The organism is Corallococcus sp. CA054B (assembly GCF_003611625.1).
Lineage (GTDB): Bacteria > Myxococcota > Myxococcia > Myxococcales > Myxococcaceae > Corallococcus > Corallococcus coralloides.
In genome coordinates this window covers 1-20,875 of record NZ_RAVY01000014.1, presented here as the reverse complement: position 1 = coordinate 20,875, position 20,875 = coordinate 1, and the positions used below count along the sequence as shown (strand labels likewise).

At 69.7% G+C, this 20,875-nt stretch carries 13 protein-coding genes; 6 read left to right on the top strand and 7 right to left on the bottom strand.

Going from position 1 to position 20,875, the window contains the following annotated elements; genetic code table 11:
* The first annotated feature begins 4 nt into the window (after positions 1-4).
* On the top strand, positions 5-2,950 hold the full coding sequence (locus D7V80_RS05805) for a DEAD/DEAH box helicase (RefSeq protein ID WP_120587210.1): 2,946 nt from the start codon (positions 5-7) through the stop codon (positions 2,948-2,950).
* Positions 2,951-2,965: 15 nt separating this feature from the next.
* Here the strand turns inward: D7V80_RS05805 and D7V80_RS05800 are convergent, their stop codons facing one another.
* The 4 genes from D7V80_RS05800 to D7V80_RS05785 are packed head-to-tail and all read right to left on the bottom strand — an operon-like array spanning position 2,966 to position 6,761.
* The gene (locus D7V80_RS05800) at positions 2,966-3,721 is read right to left on the bottom strand and encodes a DUF5953 family protein (RefSeq protein WP_120587209.1); all 756 of its coding nucleotides are present in this window, start codon (positions 3,719-3,721) and stop codon (positions 2,966-2,968) included.
* 1 nt (position 3,722) lies between these two features.
* Positions 3,723-4,643 carry a DUF6310 domain-containing protein gene (locus D7V80_RS05795; RefSeq protein ID WP_120587208.1) on the bottom strand — a complete coding sequence of 307 codons (921 nt, stop codon included), beginning with the start codon at positions 4,641-4,643 and terminating at the stop codon, positions 3,723-3,725.
* Between the two features lie 24 nt (positions 4,644-4,667).
* Positions 4,668-5,774, bottom strand: coding sequence for a winged helix DNA-binding domain-containing protein (locus D7V80_RS05790; RefSeq protein WP_120587242.1), 1,107 nt, complete (start codon positions 5,772-5,774; stop codon positions 4,668-4,670).
* Positions 5,775-5,798: 24 nt separating this feature from the next.
* The gene (locus D7V80_RS05785) at positions 5,799-6,761 is read right to left on the bottom strand and encodes a TIGR03885 family FMN-dependent LLM class oxidoreductase (protein WP_120587207.1); all 963 of its coding nucleotides are present in this window, start codon (positions 6,759-6,761) and stop codon (positions 5,799-5,801) included.
* Positions 6,762-6,919: 158 nt separating this feature from the next.
* Here D7V80_RS05785 and D7V80_RS05780 point away from each other — a divergent pair, with 158 nt between their 5' ends.
* Entirely contained in the window at positions 6,920-8,584 is a 1,665-nt protein-coding gene (locus tag D7V80_RS05780) for an alpha-amylase family protein (protein ID WP_120587206.1), read from the top strand.
* 7 nt (positions 8,585-8,591) lie between these two features.
* On the opposite strand, the gene D7V80_RS05775 is transcribed toward D7V80_RS05780, so the two are convergent.
* Both D7V80_RS05775 and D7V80_RS05770 read right to left on the bottom strand, forming a co-directional pair.
* Complete coding sequence (locus tag D7V80_RS05775) at positions 8,592-9,653, bottom strand: hypothetical protein (RefSeq protein WP_120587205.1); 1,062 nt, start codon at positions 9,651-9,653, stop codon at positions 8,592-8,594.
* Between the two features lie 158 nt (positions 9,654-9,811).
* On the bottom strand, positions 9,812-12,436 hold the full coding sequence (locus D7V80_RS05770) for a M12 family metallopeptidase (RefSeq protein WP_120587204.1): 2,625 nt from the start codon (positions 12,434-12,436) through the stop codon (positions 9,812-9,814).
* A 111-nt stretch (positions 12,437-12,547) separates the two neighbouring features.
* Between D7V80_RS05770 and D7V80_RS05765 the strand changes: the two genes are divergently transcribed.
* The 3 genes from D7V80_RS05765 to D7V80_RS42585 are packed head-to-tail and all read left to right on the top strand — an operon-like array spanning position 12,548 to position 17,038.
* Positions 12,548-13,324, top strand: a complete 777-nt coding sequence (locus D7V80_RS05765; protein WP_120587203.1) for a CPBP family intramembrane glutamic endopeptidase — start codon at positions 12,548-12,550, stop codon at positions 13,322-13,324.
* Between the two features lie 50 nt (positions 13,325-13,374).
* Entirely contained in the window at positions 13,375-15,039 is a 1,665-nt protein-coding gene (locus D7V80_RS05760) for a DUF262 domain-containing protein (protein WP_120587202.1), read from the top strand.
* Position 15,040: 1 nt separating this feature from the next.
* Complete coding sequence (locus tag D7V80_RS42585; RefSeq protein WP_233585161.1) at positions 15,041-17,038, top strand: HipA domain-containing protein; 1,998 nt, start codon at positions 15,041-15,043, stop codon at positions 17,036-17,038.
* Between the two features lie 6 nt (positions 17,039-17,044).
* Here the strand turns inward: D7V80_RS42585 and D7V80_RS05750 are convergent, their stop codons facing one another.
* Positions 17,045-18,937, bottom strand: a complete 1,893-nt coding sequence (locus tag D7V80_RS05750) for a Hint domain-containing protein (protein ID WP_120587201.1) — start codon at positions 18,935-18,937, stop codon at positions 17,045-17,047.
* 224 nt (positions 18,938-19,161) lie between these two features.
* Between D7V80_RS05750 and D7V80_RS05745 the strand changes: the two genes are divergently transcribed.
* On the top strand, positions 19,162-20,875 hold a 1,714-nt coding region (locus D7V80_RS05745), incomplete at its 3' end, for an OPT family oligopeptide transporter (RefSeq protein WP_147446995.1).

Here is a 20,875-nt window from a genome sequence, read left to right as displayed (position 1 = left end):
TGCCATGTCCGAGAACACCCAGCTCCTCGAAGCCGTCCGGAAAGAAGCCAAGCCGGGACTCTGGTCCAAGGGCGTCAGCCTCGCGCGGGACGGTGCGGTGGCGCTCCAGTCGCGCACGGGCTCGGAGGTCGAGCTGCGCGTGAAGGTGGCGGGCCGGGCCGTGGCCTTCACCGTCGTCCTCTATCCGGGCGACGAGGCGTGGGAGTGCGACTGCCCCAGCCCGGTGGACCCGTGCGAGCACGTGGTCGCGGCGGCCATCTCCCTGGACAAGGCGGAGAAGCAGGACGCGCCGCTGGAGGCGGTGTCGGAGCGCTGGTCGCGCGTGGTGTACCGCTTCACGCGCGTGGAGGGCGGGCTGCAGCTGCACCGCGTCCTCGCGCACGCGGACGGCACGGAGGAGCCGCTGGAGGACCTCACCGGGCGCCTGGCGAAGCCCCAGGCCGGCGTCACGTTGCAGGTGGAGCAGGTGGACCTGGTGATGGAGCGCCTGTTGGAGCGGCGCACCCGGGGGCCGCTGCTCGCGGAGAAGCTGGACGCGCTGCTGCGGGCCCTGGAGCCCGCGCGCAACGTGCTGCTGGACGGCCGGCCGGTGGCGGTGTCCAGCGAGGTGCTGCCCCCGCGCGCGAAGGTGGAGGACAAGGGCCAGCAGTGGGTCATCACCATCACGCGCGACCCGCGCATCACGGAGGTGGTGAGCCCCGGCGTCGCGCTGACGGCGGAGTCCCTGGTGCGCCTGGGCGAGACGGCGATGACGGGCGCGTGGCTCCAGCACCTGCCGCTCGTGCGCACGTATTCGCCGGAGCAGCTGGGCGAGTTGTCCGCGAAGATATTGCCGGAGCTGGCGCGGCGCATGCCGGTGGACATGCGCAGCCGCCGCCTGCCGCCGCTGGACCGCGACCTGAAGCCGCGCATCCTGCTGGAGCTGAACCAGCTCACCCAGGGCCTGTCGGTGCTGCCCACGCTGGTGTACGGCGCGCCGCCGACGGTGCGCATCGACAACGGGCGCATGGTGTACCTGCGCGGCGCGGTGCCGCTGCGTGACGAGGCCGCGGAGCAGAAGCTGCTCCACCAGCTGCGTGACGAGCTGAACCTGGTGCCCGGGCGAAGGCTGACGGTGCAGGGCCCGGAGATGATGCGCTTCGCGGACAAGCTGCGGAAGTTCCGGGGCGACCTGGGCGGCGACGCGGCGGGCATCGTCAGTCCGGACATGCGCCTCAAGCCATCCCTGCGCGTGGAGGGCGGCGCGTCTGGCGCGGGCGTGCCGGAGGTGCGCTTCACGCTGGAGTTCGAGGTGGAGGGCGGCAAGGGCGGCGCGCGCACGGTGGACGCGGCGGCGGTGGTGCGGGCGTGGACGGAGGGGCTGGGGCTGGTGCCGCTGGACGGTGGTGGCTGGGCGCCGCTGCCCCGCGCGTGGCTGGACAAGAACGGGCAGCGCGTGGCGGACCTGCTGGCCGCGCGTCAGGCGGACGGCCGTGTCGCGAACCACGCGCTGCCGGAGCTGACGCAGTTGTGCGAGTCGTTGGACCAGCCGCCGCCTCCGGGATTGGACAAGCTGGCCCCGCTGGTGGAGGGCTTCGAGAAGCTGCCGCCGCCGGTGCTGCCCGCGGAGCTCAACGCCACGCTGCGCGCGTATCAGCAGCAGGGCGTGAGCTGGCTGTCGTTCCTGAAGGGGGCGGGGCTGGGCGGCATCCTCGCGGACGACATGGGTCTGGGAAAGACGCTCCAGACCATCTGCATCCTGGGACCCAAGTCGCTGGTGGTGTGCCCCACGAGCGTGCTGCCCAACTGGGTGGCGGAGCTTCAGCGCTTCCGGCCTTCGCTGAAGGTCTGCGTGTACCACGGCCCCGGCCGCAAGCTGGACCCCGCGGCGGACATCACGCTCACCACGTACGCGCTGCTGCGCCTGGACGCGGCGGTGCTGGGCGCGCCCACGTGGGAGGCGGTGGTGCTGGACGAGGCCCAGGCCATCAAGAACCCGGAGAGCCAGGTGTCGCGCGCGGCGTTCGGGCTCAAGGCGAACCTGCGGCTCGCGCTCAGCGGCACGCCGCTGGAGAACCGCCTGGATGAGCTCTGGAGCCTGATGCACTTCACCAACCCGGGCCTGCTGGGGGGCCGCCGTCAGTTCGAGGAGAAGACGGCGCAGCCCATCGCGGACGGCAAGCCCGGAGCGGCGGATGGACTGCGCCGCCGCATCCGCCCGTTCATCCTGCGCCGCCTCAAGCGGGACGTGGCGCCGGAGCTGCCGCCGCGCACCGACTCCGTGATGCACGTGCAGCTGGATGAGCGCGAGCGCTCCGTCTACGACGCGGTGATGGCCGCGACGCGCGCGGAGGTGGTGGCGCTGCTCAACGAGGGCGGCAGCGTGCTCAAGGCGCTGGAGGCGCTGCTCCGCCTGCGACAGGCGGCCTGCCATTCCGCGCTGGTGCCGGGGCAGCACGCGAAGACGTCCTCCAAGGTGCAGACGCTGGTGGACGCGCTGGAGACGGCGGTGTCGGAGGGCCACAAGGCGCTGGTCTTCTCCCAGTGGACGTCGCTGTTGGACCTCATCGAGCCGGGGCTCAAGGAAGCGGGCATCGGCTTCGAGCGGCTAGACGGAGCGACGGCGAACCGGGGCGAGGTGACGTCGCGCTTCCAGGGCCAGGACGGAGCGCCGGTGCTGCTCATGTCACTGAAGGCCGGAGGCACGGGCCTGAACCTCACGGCGGCGGACCACGTGTTCCTGATGGATCCGTGGTGGAACCCGGCGGTGGAAGCGCAGGCCGCGGACCGCGCGCACCGCATCGGGCAGGAGCGGCCGGTGATGGTCTACCGGCTCGTGTCCCAGGGCACGGTGGAGGAGAAGATTTTGGGCCTCCAGGAGAAGAAGCGCGCCCTGTTCGAAGCCGCGCTCAGCGAGGCCGCGGGCGCCGCCGCCATCACCCGCGAGGATCTGCTCCAGCTCTTCGCATAGGGCGTCGGCGTCACTTCAAGACGCCGCACGTCCGCCAATCTCCGGGAAGCGCTCGTAGGCCCGCTTGAGCGCTTCCAGGTGGGCGGGATTGTCCAGGTCGAGCGGCCCGTCAGTGAGCTGCACGACCCACCCGCCCGATGCCGTACGCCGCGCCCGTGAAAGCAGTTCGGTGTCGCGAACAGGATCCGGGAACCCGATGGCCCGTGCGGCAGCAGCTGACCAGTAATTCAGCCATCCCAGGCGGTGGGGAATCTCCGGCGACTTCATGGCACCCGGGGACGTGAGCACCGGCAGGCCGCGAGGAGGCACCTCCAGGTCATCTGGCCGATTCCTCGTCTGGCGCGCAATGTCCACGCTTGCCCTGAACGGCGTGGCGTGCCCCCAGTGTCCGCGTGCGATTTCGGCCACGGCCTCCAGCACATCCGCTACCGCCGCGAGCCCGACTTCGTTCGGAGGCAGCTGCGCATGGACCTCCAGTTGTGACTGACCGCCTGGAGCGCTACCCGCTGGTGATTCCCACCCGGAAATCATCACGGGGAGGTTCTCGTCGCCGTTACACACGAGAGGGAACCCCCCATCCTTGGTTCCCTCGGTGAGCCATGCGTCGCGTTGTGGCAAGGCGATGGTGCGTCCGTCTTCGGAAACCCTCCACTCCAGGCGCAGACCCGGGAACGCACGCTCCATCCCATGAACCAAGGCGATGGGGCGGTTGTCGTCACCCACGAGTGCAGGCGCGTAGACGATGAGATTGATTTTCCGTTTGGCTGTCATCTCAGCACCAGTCCATGACGACGATAAAGCCCTTGAGATCCGGGGCCGCTTCTTCCAGCGCGTCCTTATGCGCTTCGCTGCGTACGCCAACCCGGAAGTCGAATCCGCAGGCCCGAGCGAGGTCGCGCTCAATCCGCATCTCGGGCACCTGGTCTCTGATTACCTGTCCCTGGAGAAAGTCACTGAAGGTATCGAAATTGTCGGTCTTGACCTCCCAGAGCACGCGGGTAGTCAGTTGCAGCGCGTCGAAATTCTTCCCATTCACGAACACATCCCAGCCGGGGAAGCTGTTGTTCGGAATCTTGTCGGCGCACTTGTTGTGCGGGTCATTGCCGCCACGGTGATTCACTGGGATGGGCTCGCAGTTGTCACGGCGCGACCGGCCCACGGGCACGGGCGGCACCGGGGGCTGCCAGTCCCGTCCCGCTGGCTCCGGTTCGAGCTTGGGTTTCCGCTCCGCTACGGTCGCGCGAGGTGCCCCCTTCGTTCCTCGTGATGCCGCGGCTTCTTTCGGGTAGAGGTGGCGGAGTTCATACGCATCCAGCGCTTCCTTGATGGCGACGGCGACCACCACCACGCCAATAACGATCACGGCTCCTACGGCAATCTCAGGAGCGGCCAGCACACAGAACCCAACCCCCACGGCAGCTGCGCCAGCGGATGCGACCGCGCATCGTCCCGTGGTGTCGTGGAACTCGACCCGGTCATGGTCGAGGGCCTGGTAGCACCGCTCCACCAGCACCGGCCAAGGCTGGGAAGCCTCGCGCACAACGCACCGGCCACCGTCAGTCCAGGGCAGCGCCGCCGCTCGCTGGAGGTTGGCAATCCTTGGGCTACGCGACGCCGTCCTTCCAGGGCTCGGAGGAGTCACAGCGCATGCAGAGAGGAAGAGGAGGAGTGCGGCGCAGGCACGGAGTCGCATATGGAGTCGAGCTGTCCCCCGGCGCTACTGCGCGGCGAACGTCACCGCCACCTTCGCGGCGTCCGGGTCGCTGAAGCGCAGGAGGTCCTCTCCCTCCTGCTCCAGCGCGTCGCGGTCCGCCTTCTTCACCGGTTCGAAGGGCTTGCACACCAGCGTCGCGGTGCCCTTCTTGCGCTCGGTGCTCCACGAGCCCGCGACGTGCCCGTTCACCAGGAACACGTTGAGCACGCGCAGGTTCTTCGTGGACAGCTTCTCGCGGTGCTCCTCCGGCACGACGCGGGTCCGGTCCGCGTGGGAGAGGCTGAGGTTGTCGAAGTCCGGCAGGAAGCGCACCGGCGCGGGCGTCTCTTCGGCCGGACGCGGGGCCTTGGGCAAGTCGAAGAGGACGCGCTTCTTCTCGTCGCGGAACTCCACCAGCTTGCCGCGCACCTTCTCGAAGGCGTCCTTCAACGGCTTGATGCCGGACCAGGACTGCATGTCCGCCACCGTGGCGGGACCGAAGGCCGCCAGGTAACGCAGCACCAGCGGCGACACGTCGTCGTCCGTGGAAAGCTTCTCACCCAACCACGACTCCGCCAGCGTGAAGCCGGAGCTGCCGGGCCAGCCCCACTCCAGTCCTTCCTCTGGCACCTGGACGAGCGGCAACCCCACCCGCGTGGCGAAGCCCATGGCCCGCTCGTCGCCGCCCACGTGGTGCTTCAGCAGGTGCGCGCGCACCTCCTCGAAGGTGCGGGGCTGCTCCTGGAGGAAGGGCTTCGCGGTGGCCAGGAGCGCGGGCAGGTCCAGCGCCGTGGCGCGCTCCTTCAGCACGGAGCGCAGGGCGGCATCGAGCAGGGGCTGGAAGAGGCCGCGGTAGCGCAGGTAGTCCTTCGCGGTCATCAGGTGCAGCGTGCCGCGCATCATCGTGCCGCGCGCCAGCTCCCGCTTCAGCGCCAGCTTCGTGAGGGCATCGCGTTGGAAGCCCTGGAGGCGCGACCAGAGGGCCAGGTACGGCGGACGCGCGAGCTGGGCTTGAAGCCCCACCAGGTGCTCGATGGCGCGCGGCACGGTCATCTTCTCGCGCGTGAGCAGCAGCTGACGCGCGAGCGTGGCGCGGTTGAGGGCCTGACGGGACAGGACGTCGCTGGGCATGCGCCCCAGCATACCCAGCGGCTCTCAGCGCGTGAGCGCCGGAATCACCTTCTCACCGAAGGCCTCGATGAAGCCGTCCTGCTCGCGGTTGACGTTGTGCAGGTACAGCCGGTCGAAGCCCAGGCGCAGGTCCTCGCCCAGCCAGTCCACGTGCTGCTGGAGGCTGCTGGAGACGCGCAGCGGGCCGTCCAGGTCGTGCGGCTGCACCACGTTCGCGGCCTCCTGGAACTGCGCGGGAGAGCGCAGGTCGGTGAGCACGCTGCTGGCGAAGATGTTGGACGCCCACTGGTTGTACGCGCCTTCACGCGCGAGCTCGTCGTCCTTCGCGTAGGACAGCTGCACCTTGAGGAACAGGGGCTTGCCCTCGCCGCCGCCTTCGCGGAAGGCCTCCACCACCTTGCGCAGCTCCTCCGGGGGCCTCGCGGTGGTGATGAGCCCGTCCGCCCAGCTTCCCACCCAACGGGCCGTCTTCGGCGTCACGGCCGCCCCCACCAACAGGGGCATGTCCTTGGGGCGCGTGTAGAGCTTCGCCTCCTCCACCGTGACGAGCCCCCGGTGCGTCACCGTCTCGCCTCGGAAGAGGGCGCGCATGATGTCCACGCACTCCTTCAGGCGCGCGTTGCGCAGGTCCTTCGCGGGCCAGCCCGTGCCGGTGATGGCCTCGTTGAGGTACTGGCCGCTGCCGAGCGCCATCCACGCCCGGCCGGGATACATCTCGTTCAGGGTGCCCAGCGCCTGCGCGACGATGGCCGGGTGGTAGCGCTGGCCCGGCGCCGTGACGGAGCCGAAGGACAGCCCGGTGGTCGCGAGCGCCGCGCCCATGAACGCCCAGGCGAAGCCGCTCTGTCCCTGCGCTTCCGTCCACGGGTGGAAGTGGTCGGAGTTGAGCGCGGCCTGGAAGCCCGCGCCCTCCGCCTTCTGACTGAGGCGCAGGAGCTCGCTGGGCGGGAACTGTTCGTGCGACGCGTGGAAACCGATGAGAGGCATGGGTGCGCCCACCCTGGAGCCGGAGCGGTCCGGCCGCGAGGCCTCTCTTCGCGCGAGTGTTGGCTGAACGAACCCTGGCGGCCCCCGGGTGTGGGGTTCCTCACGGCGCGCAGGAGTCTCCGGATGCCGCCTGGAACCAGAGGGCTAAAGGGAAGGGAATGATTGAAGACCTCTGGTACAAGAACGCGGTCGTCTACTGCCTCGACGTCGAGACGTTCATGGACGGCAACGGCGACGGCGTGGGGGACTTCGTGGGCCTGCGCCGCAAGCTGGACTACCTGGCGGGCCTGGGCATCACCTGCCTGTGGTTGTTGCCCTTCCAGCCCTCGCCCAACCGCGACAACGGCTACGACATCAGCGACTACTACGGCGTGGATCCGCGCCTGGGGGACCTGGGCGACTTCGTGGCCTTCACCCACGAGGCGAAGCTGCACGGCATCCGCGTCATCATCGACCTGGTGGTGAACCACACGTCGGATCAGCACCCGTGGTTCCAGGCCGCGCGCAAGGACCCGGACAGCAACTACCGCGACTACTACGTCTGGGCGAAGAAGAAGCCCAAGGACGCCCACAAGGGCATGGTCTTCCCGGGCGTGCAGCCCTCCACGTGGACGTACGACAAGGAGGCGCGCCTCTGGTACTTCCACCGCTTCTTCCACTACCAGCCCGACCTCAACGTCGCGAACCCGGAGGTGCGCGAGCAGATCCTCAAGGTGATGGGCTACTGGCTGGAATTGGGCGTGTCCGGCTTCCGCGTGGACGCGGTGCCCTTCCTCGTGGAGCTGAAGGGCGTGAAGAACCCGGACGTGAAGAACCCCTACAAACTGCTGGAGGAGATGCGCGAGTTCCTCTCCTGGCGCAAGGGGGACGCCATCCTGCTCGCGGAAGCCAACGTCACCATGAACGAGGTGGTGGAGTTCTTCGGCGACAACGACCGCATGCAGATGGTGTTCAACTTCCTGGCGAACCAGAACTTCTACCTGTCGCTCACGCGAGGGGACGTGACGCCGCTGGTGCAGGCCCTGAAGTCATCCCCCAAGCTGCCGCACACGGCGCAGTGGGCGAACTTCCTGCGCAACCACGACGAGCTGGACCTGGGGCGCCTGCCGGACGAGGACCGGCTGGAGGTCTTCGAGGCCCTGGGACCGGACAAGGGCATGCAGCTTTATGACCGGGGCCTGCGCCGCCGGTTCGCGTCGATGCTGGACGGAGACCGCCGCCGCATCGAAGTGGCCTACAGTCTGATGTTCTCACTGCCGGGGACTCCAGTGCTCTGGTACGGCGACGAGCTGGGCATGGGGGAGAACCTGTCGCTCGTGGAGCGGCAGGCGGTGCGCACGCCCATGCAGTGGAGCCCGGAGCCGCACGGCGGCTTCACGGTGGCGCAAGAGCCGGTGAAGCCCCTGGTGTCGGAGGGACCGTTCGGCTTCCGGCAGGTGAACGTGGCGCAGCAGCGCCGCGACTCAAGCTCGCAGCTCAACTGGACGGAGCGCATCATCCGCGCGCGCAAGGAGTGCCCGGAGCTGGGGTGGGGCGCGTGGAAGGTGCTGCGCACGGGCAACAAGGGCGTGCTGGCCATCCGGTACGACTGGAAGGGCAACGCGCTGGTGGTGCTGCACAACCTGTCCGCCCGGCCCTGCACGGTGAAGCTGGATCCGGGCGGCGAGGAGCCCTGCACGCTGTTCAACGTGCTGAGCGAGGACCACTCCGAGCCCGTGGATGGCCAGCGCCACGTGCTCACGCTGGAGGGCTACGGCTATCGGTGGTTCCGCGTGGGGTTGGAGAACCCCGCGCGCAAGCACCGGACGGAGCCGCTGCCCTGAGCGACGCTCAGAACATGTTGGCGATGTCCTTCACCGGCTGCGGGGCGGCCTCGGTGTTGCCCAGCGCGCCCATGACGCCTCCGAAGATCATCCCGGCCGGGTTGGCGCGGCCCTTGGTGATGGAGCCGATGACGCCCTCCGCGGCGCCCTTCAGGGTGTTGACGTAGCCCTTCGCGGCGCCCTCGAGGACGCCCTTGAAGCCGCCCTCCGAGTTGCCGATGCCCGTCAGGACGTTGCTGACTCCCGGCAGGAACCACAGGGCCTTGCCCGCCTCGCCCGCGGCCCACTGGAAGTTGTCCTTGTTGCTGCCGTCCGCCTTCACGTGGGTGTCCTTCGTGGTCGGCAGCTGGTGCTCGCCCAGGAAGGAGTAGCCCTTCTCGGCGAAGTCCTTGACCATGCCGGCCTCCGTGCCGTGGCGCGCGTCACCGTCCTTGGTGATGCCCTCGATGTTGCCGTCGCCCTTGCCGTTCTGGACCTTCTTCGACCGGTCGTCGCCCGTGGAGGCCTTGGCGCTGTCGATGAACTCCAGCACCTTGGCCAGCCGGTAGACGCCGTCGGCGTTCTGCTTGGGGTCCTTCAGGTCCAGCTTGGGGTCGATGCCCGTCTGCTTGCACAGCTGCTCGAACTTGATGTCCTTCTGGCGGCCCAGGTTCTTCAGCGCGGGCGTGTCATCGACGATCTGCGCGGCGGACCGCTTGTCCCCGGCCGGGCGCTTGTCATTGGCGCTCGGGACGCCGGAGTTGGAGGACTCCGGAGCCTGAGCCGGCTCCCTGGCCTGAGCTGGAGCCAGGTTCTGGAGTTCCGGAGGGAGTCCCCGGGGGGCGAAGGCGACCGGGGCGCTGAGCGCGCCCAACGCCCCCTCCATCGGGAGCATCGCGAGCGGCTGCCGCCGGCTGATGATCTCCGGCTGGAACGAGTCCACCTGGCTGAAGCCCCGCGCGGGCATGCTCCGGGAGGCGTCCGCGACAGGCCCCGCGGAGAGCTGTGCCCTCGGGTTGACGAGGGAGGACTCCGCGGTGATGGGGCGCATCAGGGAAGAGGAGCGGGCCGTGGCCTTGAGGTCGATCATGGTTTTCACCTGGGGTCTGAGCAGCGACGTTGCCTGACCTCATTGCAGCGGGCATGCCGACCCGGTGAACCGCGCAACCCCTGGACTTCACAAGGAGGGAGCGCTCGCGGCAGGCATCCTGCTGGTGACCGCAGTCACCAGCAGGATGGCGCGAGTCATCAGTTCATCTCCACCTTCTGGAAGAGCTGCTCCGGCGGGGCGATGCCGTCGGAGAAGTCCAGGATGGAGGTGTAGTAGGTGGGGTCGTTCCAGGAGCCGTAGAGCACCTGGTCGTGGCCCAGGCCGCGGAAATCCCCCACGAGCATCCGGTTGGCCAGCAGCGTCGGGTAGTAGCTCACGCCCTGCGCCTCGCTGTAGCGCACCTCGGCGGGCGCGACGCCGTCGAGGAAGTCCGCGATGAGCATGGCCGTGCCGGTGGTGCCGTTGTTCACCAGCAGGAGCTGGTCGTAGCCCAGGCCCCGGAAGTCACCCGCCGCCTGGTTGTCGTCCGCGTCCATCAGCCCGTCGAGCACGGTGAAGGCACCGGAGGCCTCCACGTAGCGCACCTGCGCCGGCGCCACGCCCGCGCTGAAGTCGAGGATCTTCACCCGCGCGCCCGTGCCGGAGCGGTTGAGGCAGAGCACCTGGTCGTAGCCCCGGTTCTGGAAGTCGCCCACGTAGAGCCGGTCGTCCGGCTCGGAGCAGTCCTCGAAGGAGTTCGGGCCGCTCCACTCCTCGCGGTAACCGTCTTCCGCCGGGGCCACGCCGTCGCTGAAGTCGGCGATCATCACGCGGCTCCCCACGCCGGAGCGGTTGAAGAACAGCACCTGAGCATGGCCCCGGTTCAGGAAGTCGCCCGCGAGCTGCAGGTCCTCCGGGTCGTGCCAGCCGTGGAGCAGCACGCTCTGGCCCCAGGACTCGTGGTAGCGCACCTCCGAGGGGGCGGCGCCGTCGCGAAAGTCGTTGATCATCACCCGGCCGCCGTAGCCGTCGGTGTTGATGAAGAGCATCTGGTCGTAGCCCAGGCCCCGGAAGTCACCCTGGAGCTTGATGTCACCGGGGTTGTGCCAGCCATTGAGCAGGACCGACGCGCTCCAGGCTTCCTGGTAGTGGAAGATGGGGAAGGCATTGGCGTTGACGTAGCCGGAGACCAGCACGCGCGGGCCATAGCCGGACCCGTCAACGGCGATGAGCTGATCCGCGCTGCCCGTGCCCGCGAAGACGCCCGCCTTGTAGACGGAGGGCATGGCCAGCCGGAACGTCTTGGGGGCGTTGACGAGCAGCGGGCTGTGGCGGCCCTGCTGATCCAACGCGTAGATGCGCAGCGTGTGCTCCAGGCCGTCCACGTAGTGGTCCGGGATGCGGAAGGAGAAGCCGTTCGCGCCGGACGCCATGGGGTAGAGGTTCTTCACGTCCGCGCGGTAGAGGTTCGCCACCACGTTGGCCACGGACGCCGGGTTTCCGTCGATGGAGTAGTAGACCGTGATGGACGCCGACGGCGAGTCCAGGTCCAGCGCCCAGCCCGTCACCGTGCCGTCGTAGGAGATGTTCTCCAGCGTGCCGAAGGCGCCCGGCAGGTTGAACGTGCGCGGCGAGCCCGCGAGCAGCGGGTTGTGGATGTTCTGCGCGTCGATGCCGTAGACGTGCATCGTGTGGTTCTGGCCGTCGCGGAAGTACGCCGGCACGGGGAAGTAGAACCCGTGGTTGCCCAGGATGCCGTCGTGCGCGGTGTTGACGTCCGGGCGCGCGACGTTCGCGAGCGCGGAGCCGCCGAACACGCCGACGCCCGCCGGCCCGTCGATGTAGTAGTGCACGTCCGTGGAGACGGACGGTGACGCGGTGTCGAAGGTCCAGCCCTTCACGTAGCCGGTGGAGGTGATCTCCTCGAAGTTGCCCTTCGTCTCGCCCGGGTACATGGACGCGGCGGAGGCGATGTCACCCGCGCTCAGGGCGATGCGCTGGCCAATGAACTGGCCCCCCTTGGGGCGGATGGTCTCCATGGGGTCGCCGGTGACGGGGTCGGGCTTGCCGAACGCCGTGGGGCCGTAGTGCATGATGGACCCGTAGTCATAGGGCCCGAAGTCGTCGCCGTTGCTGATGTGCTGCTCGAAGGCGCTCTCACGGCCGGGGAGGATGTTCTCCGGGATGATGTCGACGAAGAGGTCGCGGTCCTCGCGGCTCTGCTCGTGCCAGAAGCCGATGGCGTGGCCCAGTTCGTGGATGACGTTGCCCAGGCTGCACACGCCCTCCAGCGTGACGAACTGCCGGCCGCCCTGGCGTCCCACGGAGGAAGAGCACCCCTGGCCCTTCACGAAGTAGACGTGGTCGACGGAGGTGGGCGTGCTGGCGGAGATGGGGACGAAGCGCAGGCCCGTGCGGCGCTGCCAGTGCCGGATGGCGTCGTTGACGACGAAGTTGTCATCCAGCGAGCCGTAGACGTGGACGTACGGGACGACGCCGTTGGGCCAGCGCTTGCTGCTGCCGGAGACCTGGATGCTCTCCGCGGAGACGCGGTTGGCGGCCTGGGCCTTCACCTTGGGGGACTCGCGCTCCACGTCCTCCACGGTGCCCAGGATGATGTCGCCCTCGAAGATGGCCAGGCCGTCGATGGCTTCGTACTTCACCTCGCGGGCGTCGGCCTTGGGGCCAATGCGGACCCACGCGGAGCGCATGCCGGAGATGGCGGGCGACTGTGGCGCGGGCGGGGTGGTGGGTTCGGCGGCGTCTTCCGGGCGGCAGGCGGTGCCAAGGCAGGCCACGGCCGTGAGCGCCCGGATGAACCGGGCGTGATGGGTGATGCGCATGGGTGATTCCCCCTCATTGGGAGTCGCGATGACTCGCGGTGCATTACGGAAGGACTCGCGGAGCTTGGCTGTGCGGTGGTGACGTTTCCCACGCTAAGAGGGGGCTCCGTCATGAGCCCTGCTCCTTCCGAATCCCCGCTCCCTTCGCGTGTCGCGCTTCGCTGCGCGCTCGCGTTCGCCGTGCTGTACGCCTGCTACGTAGCGCCGGAGGGAATCGGAGGAAGGCTGCTGGGGAGCTTCGCGGTGACAGCGGCGCTGATGCTGCTGTTCCACGCGGTGGCCTGGGGCGTGGGGCGGTGGCTGGGCTACCGCAATGGTTTTCATGCGTATGCGTTGGAATGGCGCGGCTCCGCGCTCGCGCGGGCGCTGGCGGTGATGCTGGTGCTCAAGCCGGTGTCCGTGCTGGTGGGCGTGTGGCTGGGGGTGATGCGCGCGCAGCCCCTGGAGAAGCCTCAAATGGGCACGGCGCTGCTGGTGGCGGTGCTGGGCGTGGCGGTGTCCACGTTCGTGCCGTCGGTGGCGGAGGACATCGTCGCGCGCGGCTTCTGGTACCGCGCGTGGCCGGTGGTGGGGCAGGGCGCGGGCTACGTGGCCCTGTCCGCGGGCGTGTTCGTGCTCACGCACGTGTACCGGCTGGGCAACGGCCCGCTGGAGTGGCTGATGTTGTTCTGCACGGGCCTGGCGTACGCGGCGGCGGTGGCCCGCACAGGCTCGCTGTGGGGCGCCGTGGGGCTGCACTGGGGATGGAACCTGGCGAACGGACTGCTGGACCTGCAGCTGGACATCACGGCGGTGGGCCAGGGGGGCCGCATCCTGTCCACCGTGACGGGCCTGGTCGCGCTGGGGCTGGTGGTGCTGCTGCCGAAGCGACGTGACGCCACGGTGTAGGTGGCGGCTTCTGGAGCTTCGGGTTACAGACTCGGGGGAGGAGGCTCGCGATGCCCGCTCCCCTGACGCGGCGCCCGGAGACGAAGTCGTTCAGCATCGAGGACCTGCTCGACCGCGTGCGGCGCGGCGAGGTGCGCATCCCCGACTTCCAGCGCCCCCTGCGGTGGACCGCGGAGGACGTGCGCGACCTGCTGGACAGCGTGTACCGGGGCTATCCCATCGGGACCCTGTTGTTCTGGCGCCGGGAGGCCCCCGCCGCCAACGTCAGCTTCGGCCCCGTGCGCATCGACGCGCCCTCCACCAGCCAGGGCCTGTGGGCCGTGGACGGCCAGCAGCGCGTGACGGCGCTCGCGGGGGTGCTGCTGCATCCGTCCTACGGCGATGAAGCCGGACGCGATGACTTCCACCTGTACTTCGACCTGGAGACGGAGGAGCTGCACGCGCCTCCGGACGCCGGGACACCGCCACCGCACTGGCTGCCCATGAACGAGGTGCTGGACAGCGAGTCGCTGCTCCACTGGCTCAACCGCTACCCGGGCCGTGAGGCGCACCCGGAGCACCTTCGCGCCGCCATCCGTCTGGGCAAGGCCATCCGCGAGTACCAGGTGCCCGCGTACGTCGTGGACACGGCGGACGAGAAGGTCCTGCGCATCATCTTCAAGCGCCTCAACACCGCGGGTCGCCCGCTCACGGATGAAGAGGTGTTCAACGCGCTGTACGTGGGCTCGCGCTCGCTCAGCCTGGAGTCGGTGACCGAAGGGCTGCGGGAGCTGGGCTTCGGCAACATCCCGGAGTCGCTGCTGCTCAAGGCCGTGCTGGCCGTGCGTGGCCTGGACTTCACGCGGGGCTACCAGGAACAGCTCAACCAGGACGACGAGCTCACGGAGACCGTCCGCCGCACGGACCGGGCGCTCCGGGACGCCATCGTGTTCCTCAAGCGCGATGCGTTCATCCCGCACCTCAAGCTCCTGCCCGAGCCAGAGACCTCGCTGGTCCTGCTGACGCGGTTCTTCCAGCTGCACCCCGAACCGTCACCGCGCTCGCGGGAGCTGGTGTCGCGCTGGTTCTGGCGCCACATCGTCTTCGGCGGCTGGGGGCTGAAGCCCGCGGAGGCCCTCCAGGTCTTCGCGGCCATCCGCTCCGACGAGGAGCGCTCCATCCAGGCGTTGCTGGGACAGGTTCCACCGCCGCTCATCCGCTGGTGGATGGAGACGGGAATGCCCGTCATTCCCAACGCCCCCATGGGACCTCCGCTGGTCCTGCGCATCGCGATGATGTCCCTCCAGCCTCGTCACCTGCTGACAGGGGCCGTGTTGGAGCCTGGAGAGTTGCTGGAGCTGCCGGGCGAGGGACTCCAGCCCATCCTCCCGCCGGGTGACGCGCGGTGGATGACGCCCGGAATCGTGGACCGCCGGATGGTCCGGCGCGTGATGGACGGGACCTTCGGCTTCCTCTTCCAGCCCCCGGTGCCGGGGCGCTCGCTCGTCCAGGTGCTCGAAGCACGGCCGCCCCCGGCGGAGGAGATCCTCCAGAGCCACGGGCTCACCCCGAAGGCCCTGGACGCCCTGAGGGGCAGTGACGGGCTGGGGTTCCTCCAGCTGCGTCAGGCGGTGCTGGAGCCCGTCCTGCGCCAGTTCATGGAGGCCCGCACGCGCTGGGACGACTCGGACCGGCCTTCGCTCCAGTCGATGATCATCGACGACGATGAGGACTGACATGGACCCCACGCTCCCCGTGTCCACCACGGGCATCCTCGACGTCCTCATGGGTGACGTGCACGTCGGCACGCTCACGCTGCTCGCGGACGAGCGCATCGAGTTCAGCCTCTCCGAGGACTACCGCCAGCGCTACCCGCGCCCCGTCCTGGGCCAGTTCTTCGAGGACGACCTGTCGCGCCGCCACACCAGCCGCATGCGGCTGCCGCCGTTCTTCTCCAACCTGCTGCCCGAAGGGCCGCTGCGCGACCTCATCTCCGAACGCCAGCACATCGCCCGGCAGCGCGAGTTCTTCTTCATCGCCCACCTGGGCGCGGACCTCTCCGGCGCCGTCATCGTCCGTCCCGCGGGCGAGCTCGCCGGCCACGACGCGCCGCTGGTGGACGTCCCCACGGAGCCCGTGTCGGACGGCGAACCGCTGCGCTTCTCGCTCGCGGGCGTGCAGCTCAAGTTCTCCATGCTCCGGCGCGACCGGGGCATGACGCTGCCCATGGGGGGCCTGGGCGGAGACTGGATCGTCAAGCTCCCGGACAACCGCTACGACCGCGTGCCGGAGAACGAGCTGTCCATGATGACCTGGGCGCGCGCCACCGGCATCGACGTGCCGGAGCTCCAGTTGCTCCCGGTCTCCGAGCTGCACGGCCTCCCGGAGGGCATCACCCTGCGCGAGGACCTGGCGTACGCCATCCGCCGCTTCGACCGGCCGTCTCCCGGCCGCCGCGTGCACATGGAGGACCTGGCCCAGGTGCTGGGGCTGTACTCCGACGAGAAGTACAAGAAGTACAACTACGAGACCATCGCCAACGTGCTGCTCAAGGTCGCGGGCCTGGACGCGCTCCAGGAGTTCCTGCGGCGGCTGGTGTTCATCATCGCGTGCGGCAACGGCGACGCGCACCACAAGAACTGGTCCCTCTTCTACCCGGACGGCACGCGCCCCACGCTGTCGCCCGCGTACGACTTCGTCTCCACCATCCAGTACATGCCGCAGGATCAGCTCGCGCTGAACCTGGCGAAGTCCAAGCGCTTCGAGGACGTGTCGCTCCAGAGCTTCGAGCGGCTGGCGCGCAAGCTGGGCCTGGCGGACGAGGACGTCCTCCCGGTGGTGAAGGGCGCGGTCGAGGTCGCGCTCGACGCGTGGACCACGCTGCGCGCGGACCTGCCCATGCCGGAGCTCTTCAAGCAGCGCATCGAGGAGCACTGGAAGCGCGTCCCGCTGCTCCAGGGCAACGTGAAGCGCAGCTCCGGCGAGCTGCGCCAGACGGTCAACGCCTTCTTCACTCTCTACAACGAGCTGCCCCGCCTGGGCCCTGGCAGCGACGCCAGCACCCGGGAAGCGCTGCGGCGCCTGTCCCCGCTGCCACCCTCGCCGCGCGTGCTGGACCTGGGCGCGGGCACCGGACGGCAGTCGCTGGTGCTCGCGCGGGAGCTGGGCACGCGCGTCACCGCGGTGGACCTGCACCGGCCCTATCTGGACCGGCTGGAGCGCGAGGCCCGCGAGCAGGGATTGTCGGACGCCATCGTCACGCGCCAGGAGGACATGAGCGCGCTGTCGCTGCCGCCCGGCTCCTTCGACCTGCTCTGGTCCGAGGGCGCCATCTACCTGCTGGGCTTCGAGCAGGGCCTGCGCCAGTGGCGGCCGTTGCTCGCGGCCGGTGGGCAGGTGGCCGTCACCGAGTGCACCTGGCTCACCGACGTCCGTCCCCCGGAGGCGGTGCGCTTCTGGGCCGCCGGGTATCCGTCCATGGGCAACATCGCCCAGAACCGCGCCAGCGCGGAGGCCGCGGGCTTCACGGTGCTGGACACCTTCACGCTGCCCGCGTCCGCGTGGTGGGACGACTACTACACGCCGCTCCTCCAGCGCATCGAGCGGCTGCGCCCCACCGCGGACGCGGCGCTGCGCGAGGTCATCGCGGCGGCGGAACAGGAGGTGAACCTGTACCGCCGCCACGGGGACAGCTACGGCTACGTCTTCTACCTGCTGCGTTCGCGCGAGGCCTGACGCCTCCTAGCGGCGGCTGTTCAGGTAGTCCGCGTGCCACGCGGCGGGCAGCACGGCCAGCACGTCCGAGGCGACGGGCGTGTGCTTCTGCCGCGCCAGGTCCGTCTGCATGCGCGCGTCACCGACCACGAAGCCGTTGGCGATGAGCGTGTGCTCCTTGGCGCCCACGTCCAGCAGCTCCGTGTCCGTGCCCAGGGTCAGGTTGTAGACCTGGCCCTTGAAGGGCACGCGCTCCACGGAGGCCAGCGTGGCCTCGCCGTCCTTCGTCACGAGCACGTCGCCCACCGCGAGCTCGCCCGCCGTCACGACGCCGCGGGTGCGGCTGACCATGGGGTGGGTGTTGGTGACGAGCACGTCCTGGCCCTTGCCCGCCTTCAGGCGCACCATGGGCTGGGACTCGGTGCCCTTCGTCACGGTGGTGACGGTGAGGGCGCGGCCGGACGTGTTCGAGAGCACCCGGTCACCGACCTTCACGGACTCCACGGGGACGGACCTGCCGTCCGCGCGCAGCACGCGCGTGCCCGCCGCGAGGCAGCTGTTCTTGAAGTCCAGCACCGCCAGCCGGCGGAAGCCCACGCGCGTCACAGGGCTGAAGCCGCCACCGGAGCGGGGGCACGTGGCGTTCACCGTGGTGAAGGCCTGCATCGCCACGTCCTGCTCGTGGGCCAGGCAGTCCGTGCCCAGGTCCATCAGCCCGTTGAAGGGGATGCTGGACGCGTCCGCGCCCGTGCCCAGCGGCAGGCTGCCCGTGAGCACCACCGTGCCCGGCGTGGTCGCGGCGACGTTGTTCACCTTGCAGCGGCCACCCGCGCTCAAGAGGACGATGTTCACCTCGCTCTTCACCGTCGTCACGGTGCAGTTGGCCGGCAGGCCGGTCACGTAGGTGCCTCGCGCGGGCAGGTACAGCCTGGCCGCGTTGAACGCGCCCGGCGTGGGCCAGTAGGCCGTCGTGTCCGGCAGCCACTTCTTCGCGGCCACGGACGTCTGGGCATTCACCGCCGCCACGCCCGTGTAGCCGCCCGCGAAGGCGGTGATGTTGCCGGCCGCGTCCTTCTTCGCCAGCGTGTAGTCGCAGTCCAGCGCGCCCGTCGCGGAGCCGCGCTCCAGGCAGGTGCGGATGGCGTTGCCCGCCAGGCCCGTGCCGATGAGCTCGCGCGGGTGGTCGAAGTTCAGGCCCGGCGGCAGGAGCAGCACCGTGGTGTCCGCGGTGGAGTAGAAGGTCTCCATCCGGCCGCTGGCCTCGTCGTAGGCCATGGCCACCGAGTCGTAATACAGGACCCGGTCCGGACCCGCGTCCAGCACCACGTTCAGCGGATCCGTCTCCAGCGTCTTGGCCAGGTAGTCCTCCGTGGCCGTCGTGGCCAGCAGCTGGAACTCCTGGCGGTCCGGCGTCGTGGAGTACGCGTTGAAGTCCACGTAGGAGTAGTCCGCTCCGCCAGCGCAGGTGAGGTAGCCCGAGCCCTGGAACGTCGTCTCGCCGCTGCCGTGAGCGATCTCCTCCAGCGGCAGCAGGTGGCCGCACCACTCGGCGGTCGTGTTCTGCGCCTTCACCTGGCCGGAGGCCTTCTCCGCCAGCACGCGCTCGCGCTGCCGCGACAGGCTGGAGAACAGGCGCGGGGAGTTGGCCGGGGTGTTGCCCGCCGCCTCCAGGCGCTTCATCAGGAAGGCGTACTGATCCGCGTCGCCCAGGTCGAGCGGCATCTGGGTGCCATTGGCGTGCTGCTGCTTCCACTGCGCGTACAGCTTCGACATCTTCAGCGAGTCGTGGGCCCGGTCCTGGCGCACGGCGGCCGTCGGCGCTTCGCGCGTGGGCTCGGCCGTGCAGCCGGCCATGAGAGGAGTCGAGAACACCATCGCCGACAGGGCGAGGCGCTTCCAGCTGGGGGTGACGTGGAGCATCGGGGAACTCCGCGAACCGGACGCCTTCTCACCATGAGTATTGGCTCGGTTCACATTAAGTATGCCCTCGGTGCTCCTGGATGTCCCATGAAATCAGGTTGAAGTCTGTGATGTCCGCGTGCCTGTGATTGGGAGGGCAGAGACGACAGGGATTGAGACATCCCGGGTCACGATGGGACAGGGATGTAGCGCGGGAGGTTCCGAACGGAGAGGATGGGCGGCCCATGTCGGCCCCCGCCCCCCGAGCCGTCCCCGCCGGGGACACGCCCACCGACGCCTCGCTGACGCTGCTGAGCATCCCCGGCACGACGCAGGCGGAGGTGGACACCTACTGGCTGAAGCACGTGTATCAGGGCGACCGGCTGCCCCAGCTCACCCTGCGCGCGGTGCTCCTGGGCGCGGGGCTGGGCGTGCTCACCTGCGCCACCAACCTCTACGCGGGCCTGAAGACGGGCGTGGCGTTCGGCGTGGCCGTCACCGCCGCGCTGCTCGCGTCCGCGGCGCATGGGACGCTGCGGCGCCTGAGCTCCCGTGCCGCCGGGAGCCCTCTGTCCCTGCTGGAGCTGGGATGCGCGCAGACGGTGGCGTCGTCGGCGGGGTACGCGACGGGCGGCGCGCTCGTGTCGGTGCAGGGGGCGTGGTTGTTGACGACGGGGCACCACCTGCCCGGGGTGACGCTGCTGGCGTGGACGTTCCTGTTGTCCGCGCTGGGCGTGCTGTTCGCGGTGCCGCTCAAGCGGCAGCTGGTGGACCGGGAGCAGCTGCCGTTCGCGTCCGGGACGGCGGCGGCGGCGACGGCTCGCGCGCTGCATTCGGGCGGTGAGGCGGCGGGGCCGCGGCTGCGCATGCTGGGCGTGGGTGGGCTGATCGCGGGTGTGTTGACGCTCGCGCGGGATGGCTTCGGACGCTTGCCGTATGCGCTGGCGTTTCCTGGGACGCTGGGTGGGGTGTCGCTGGAGCGGTTGGGTTTCGCGCTGGAGACGGGGCTGATGCCGGTGGGTGGAGGCGCGCTCCTGGGCGTGCGCGTTACCGCGTCCATGTGGCTGGGAGCGCTCGTGGTCCATGGCGTCGTCGCGCCCCGGTTGATGGCGGCGGGCGTGGTGGCTCCGGAGGGGGATTTCCTCGCGTGGGCGCTGTGGCCGGGCGCGGCGGCGCTCACCACCGCGTCGCTGTTGCAGTTCGCGCTCCAGGCCCGCGTATGGGGCCGGGCGCTGCGGGGGCTGTGGGGGCCGCGTCAGGCGCCGCATCCCATTGAAGCGCTCCAGGTGCCCGGGCGGTGGTGGGTGGCGGGGATGCTGGTGTTGACGCCCGCGACAGTGGTGCTGGCGCGGGTGGGCTTCGGCGTGCCGGTGCCGCATGCGCTGCTCGCGGTGGCGCTGTCGTTCGTGCTGTGTCTCATCTCCTGTCGTGTCACGGGGGAGACGGACGTGAGCCCCGTGGGCGCGCTGGGGCAGGTGACGCAGCTGACGTATGGCGTGCTGCTGCCGGGAGATGTGCGCGCGAACCTGGCGACGGCGGGCATCACGGTCAACGCGGCGTCGTCTTCCGCGGACCTGCTCACGGACCTGAAGGCGGGGCACCTGCTGGGTGCGAATCCGCGCCGCGTGTTCCTGGCGCAGCTGGTGGGGTGTGTCGTGGGGGCGCTGGTGGTGGTGCCGCTGTTCTACCTGCTGGTGCCGGAGCCGTCCGTGCTCGGGTCGGAGCGCTTCCCGGCGCCGGCCGCGACGGTGACGGCGGGCGTGGCGCAGGTGCTGGCGTCGGGGCTGGACGCTGTCTCGGTGGACCTGCGGATCGCCATGGCGTGGGCCGCGGGCGCGGCGGCCGTCCTTACGCTGGGGGAGCAGGCGCTCCCGGAGCGCTTCCGCCGTTGGACGCCCTCGGCGGTCGGGATGGGATTGGCGTGTCTGCTGCCTGCTTCCACCTGCCTGGGGTTCTTCC

Coding starts and splice junctions, on each gene's coding strand:
- D7V80_RS05785 (WP_120587207.1), bottom strand. CDS start 6,761: ATGCCTCTCATCGGTTTCCACGCGTCGCACGAACAGTTCCCGCCCAGC.
- D7V80_RS05780 (WP_120587206.1), top strand. CDS start 6,920: ATGATTGAAGACCTCTGGTACAAGAACGCGGTCGTCTACTGCCTCGAC.
- D7V80_RS05790 (WP_120587242.1), bottom strand. CDS start 5,774: ATGCCCAGCGACGTCCTGTCCCGTCAGGCCCTCAACCGCGCCACGCTC.
- D7V80_RS05795 (WP_120587208.1), bottom strand. CDS start 4,643: ATGCGACTCCGTGCCTGCGCCGCACTCCTCCTCTTCCTCTCTGCATGC.
- D7V80_RS05800 (WP_120587209.1), bottom strand. CDS start 3,721: ATGACAGCCAAACGGAAAATCAATCTCATCGTCTACGCGCCTGCACTC.
- D7V80_RS05805 (WP_120587210.1), top strand. CDS start 5: ATGTCCGAGAACACCCAGCTCCTCGAAGCCGTCCGGAAAGAAGCCAAG.
- D7V80_RS05775 (WP_120587205.1), bottom strand. CDS start 9,653: ATGATCGACCTCAAGGCCACGGCCCGCTCCTCTTCCCTGATGCGCCCC.
- D7V80_RS05770 (WP_120587204.1), bottom strand. CDS start 12,436: ATGCGCATCACCCATCACGCCCGGTTCATCCGGGCGCTCACGGCCGTG.
- D7V80_RS05750 (WP_120587201.1), bottom strand. CDS start 18,937: ATGCTCCACGTCACCCCCAGCTGGAAGCGCCTCGCCCTGTCGGCGATG.
- D7V80_RS05765 (WP_120587203.1), top strand. CDS start 12,548: ATGAGCCCTGCTCCTTCCGAATCCCCGCTCCCTTCGCGTGTCGCGCTT.
- D7V80_RS05760 (WP_120587202.1), top strand. CDS start 13,375: ATGCCCGCTCCCCTGACGCGGCGCCCGGAGACGAAGTCGTTCAGCATC.
- D7V80_RS42585 (WP_233585161.1), top strand. CDS start 15,041: ATGGACCCCACGCTCCCCGTGTCCACCACGGGCATCCTCGACGTCCTC.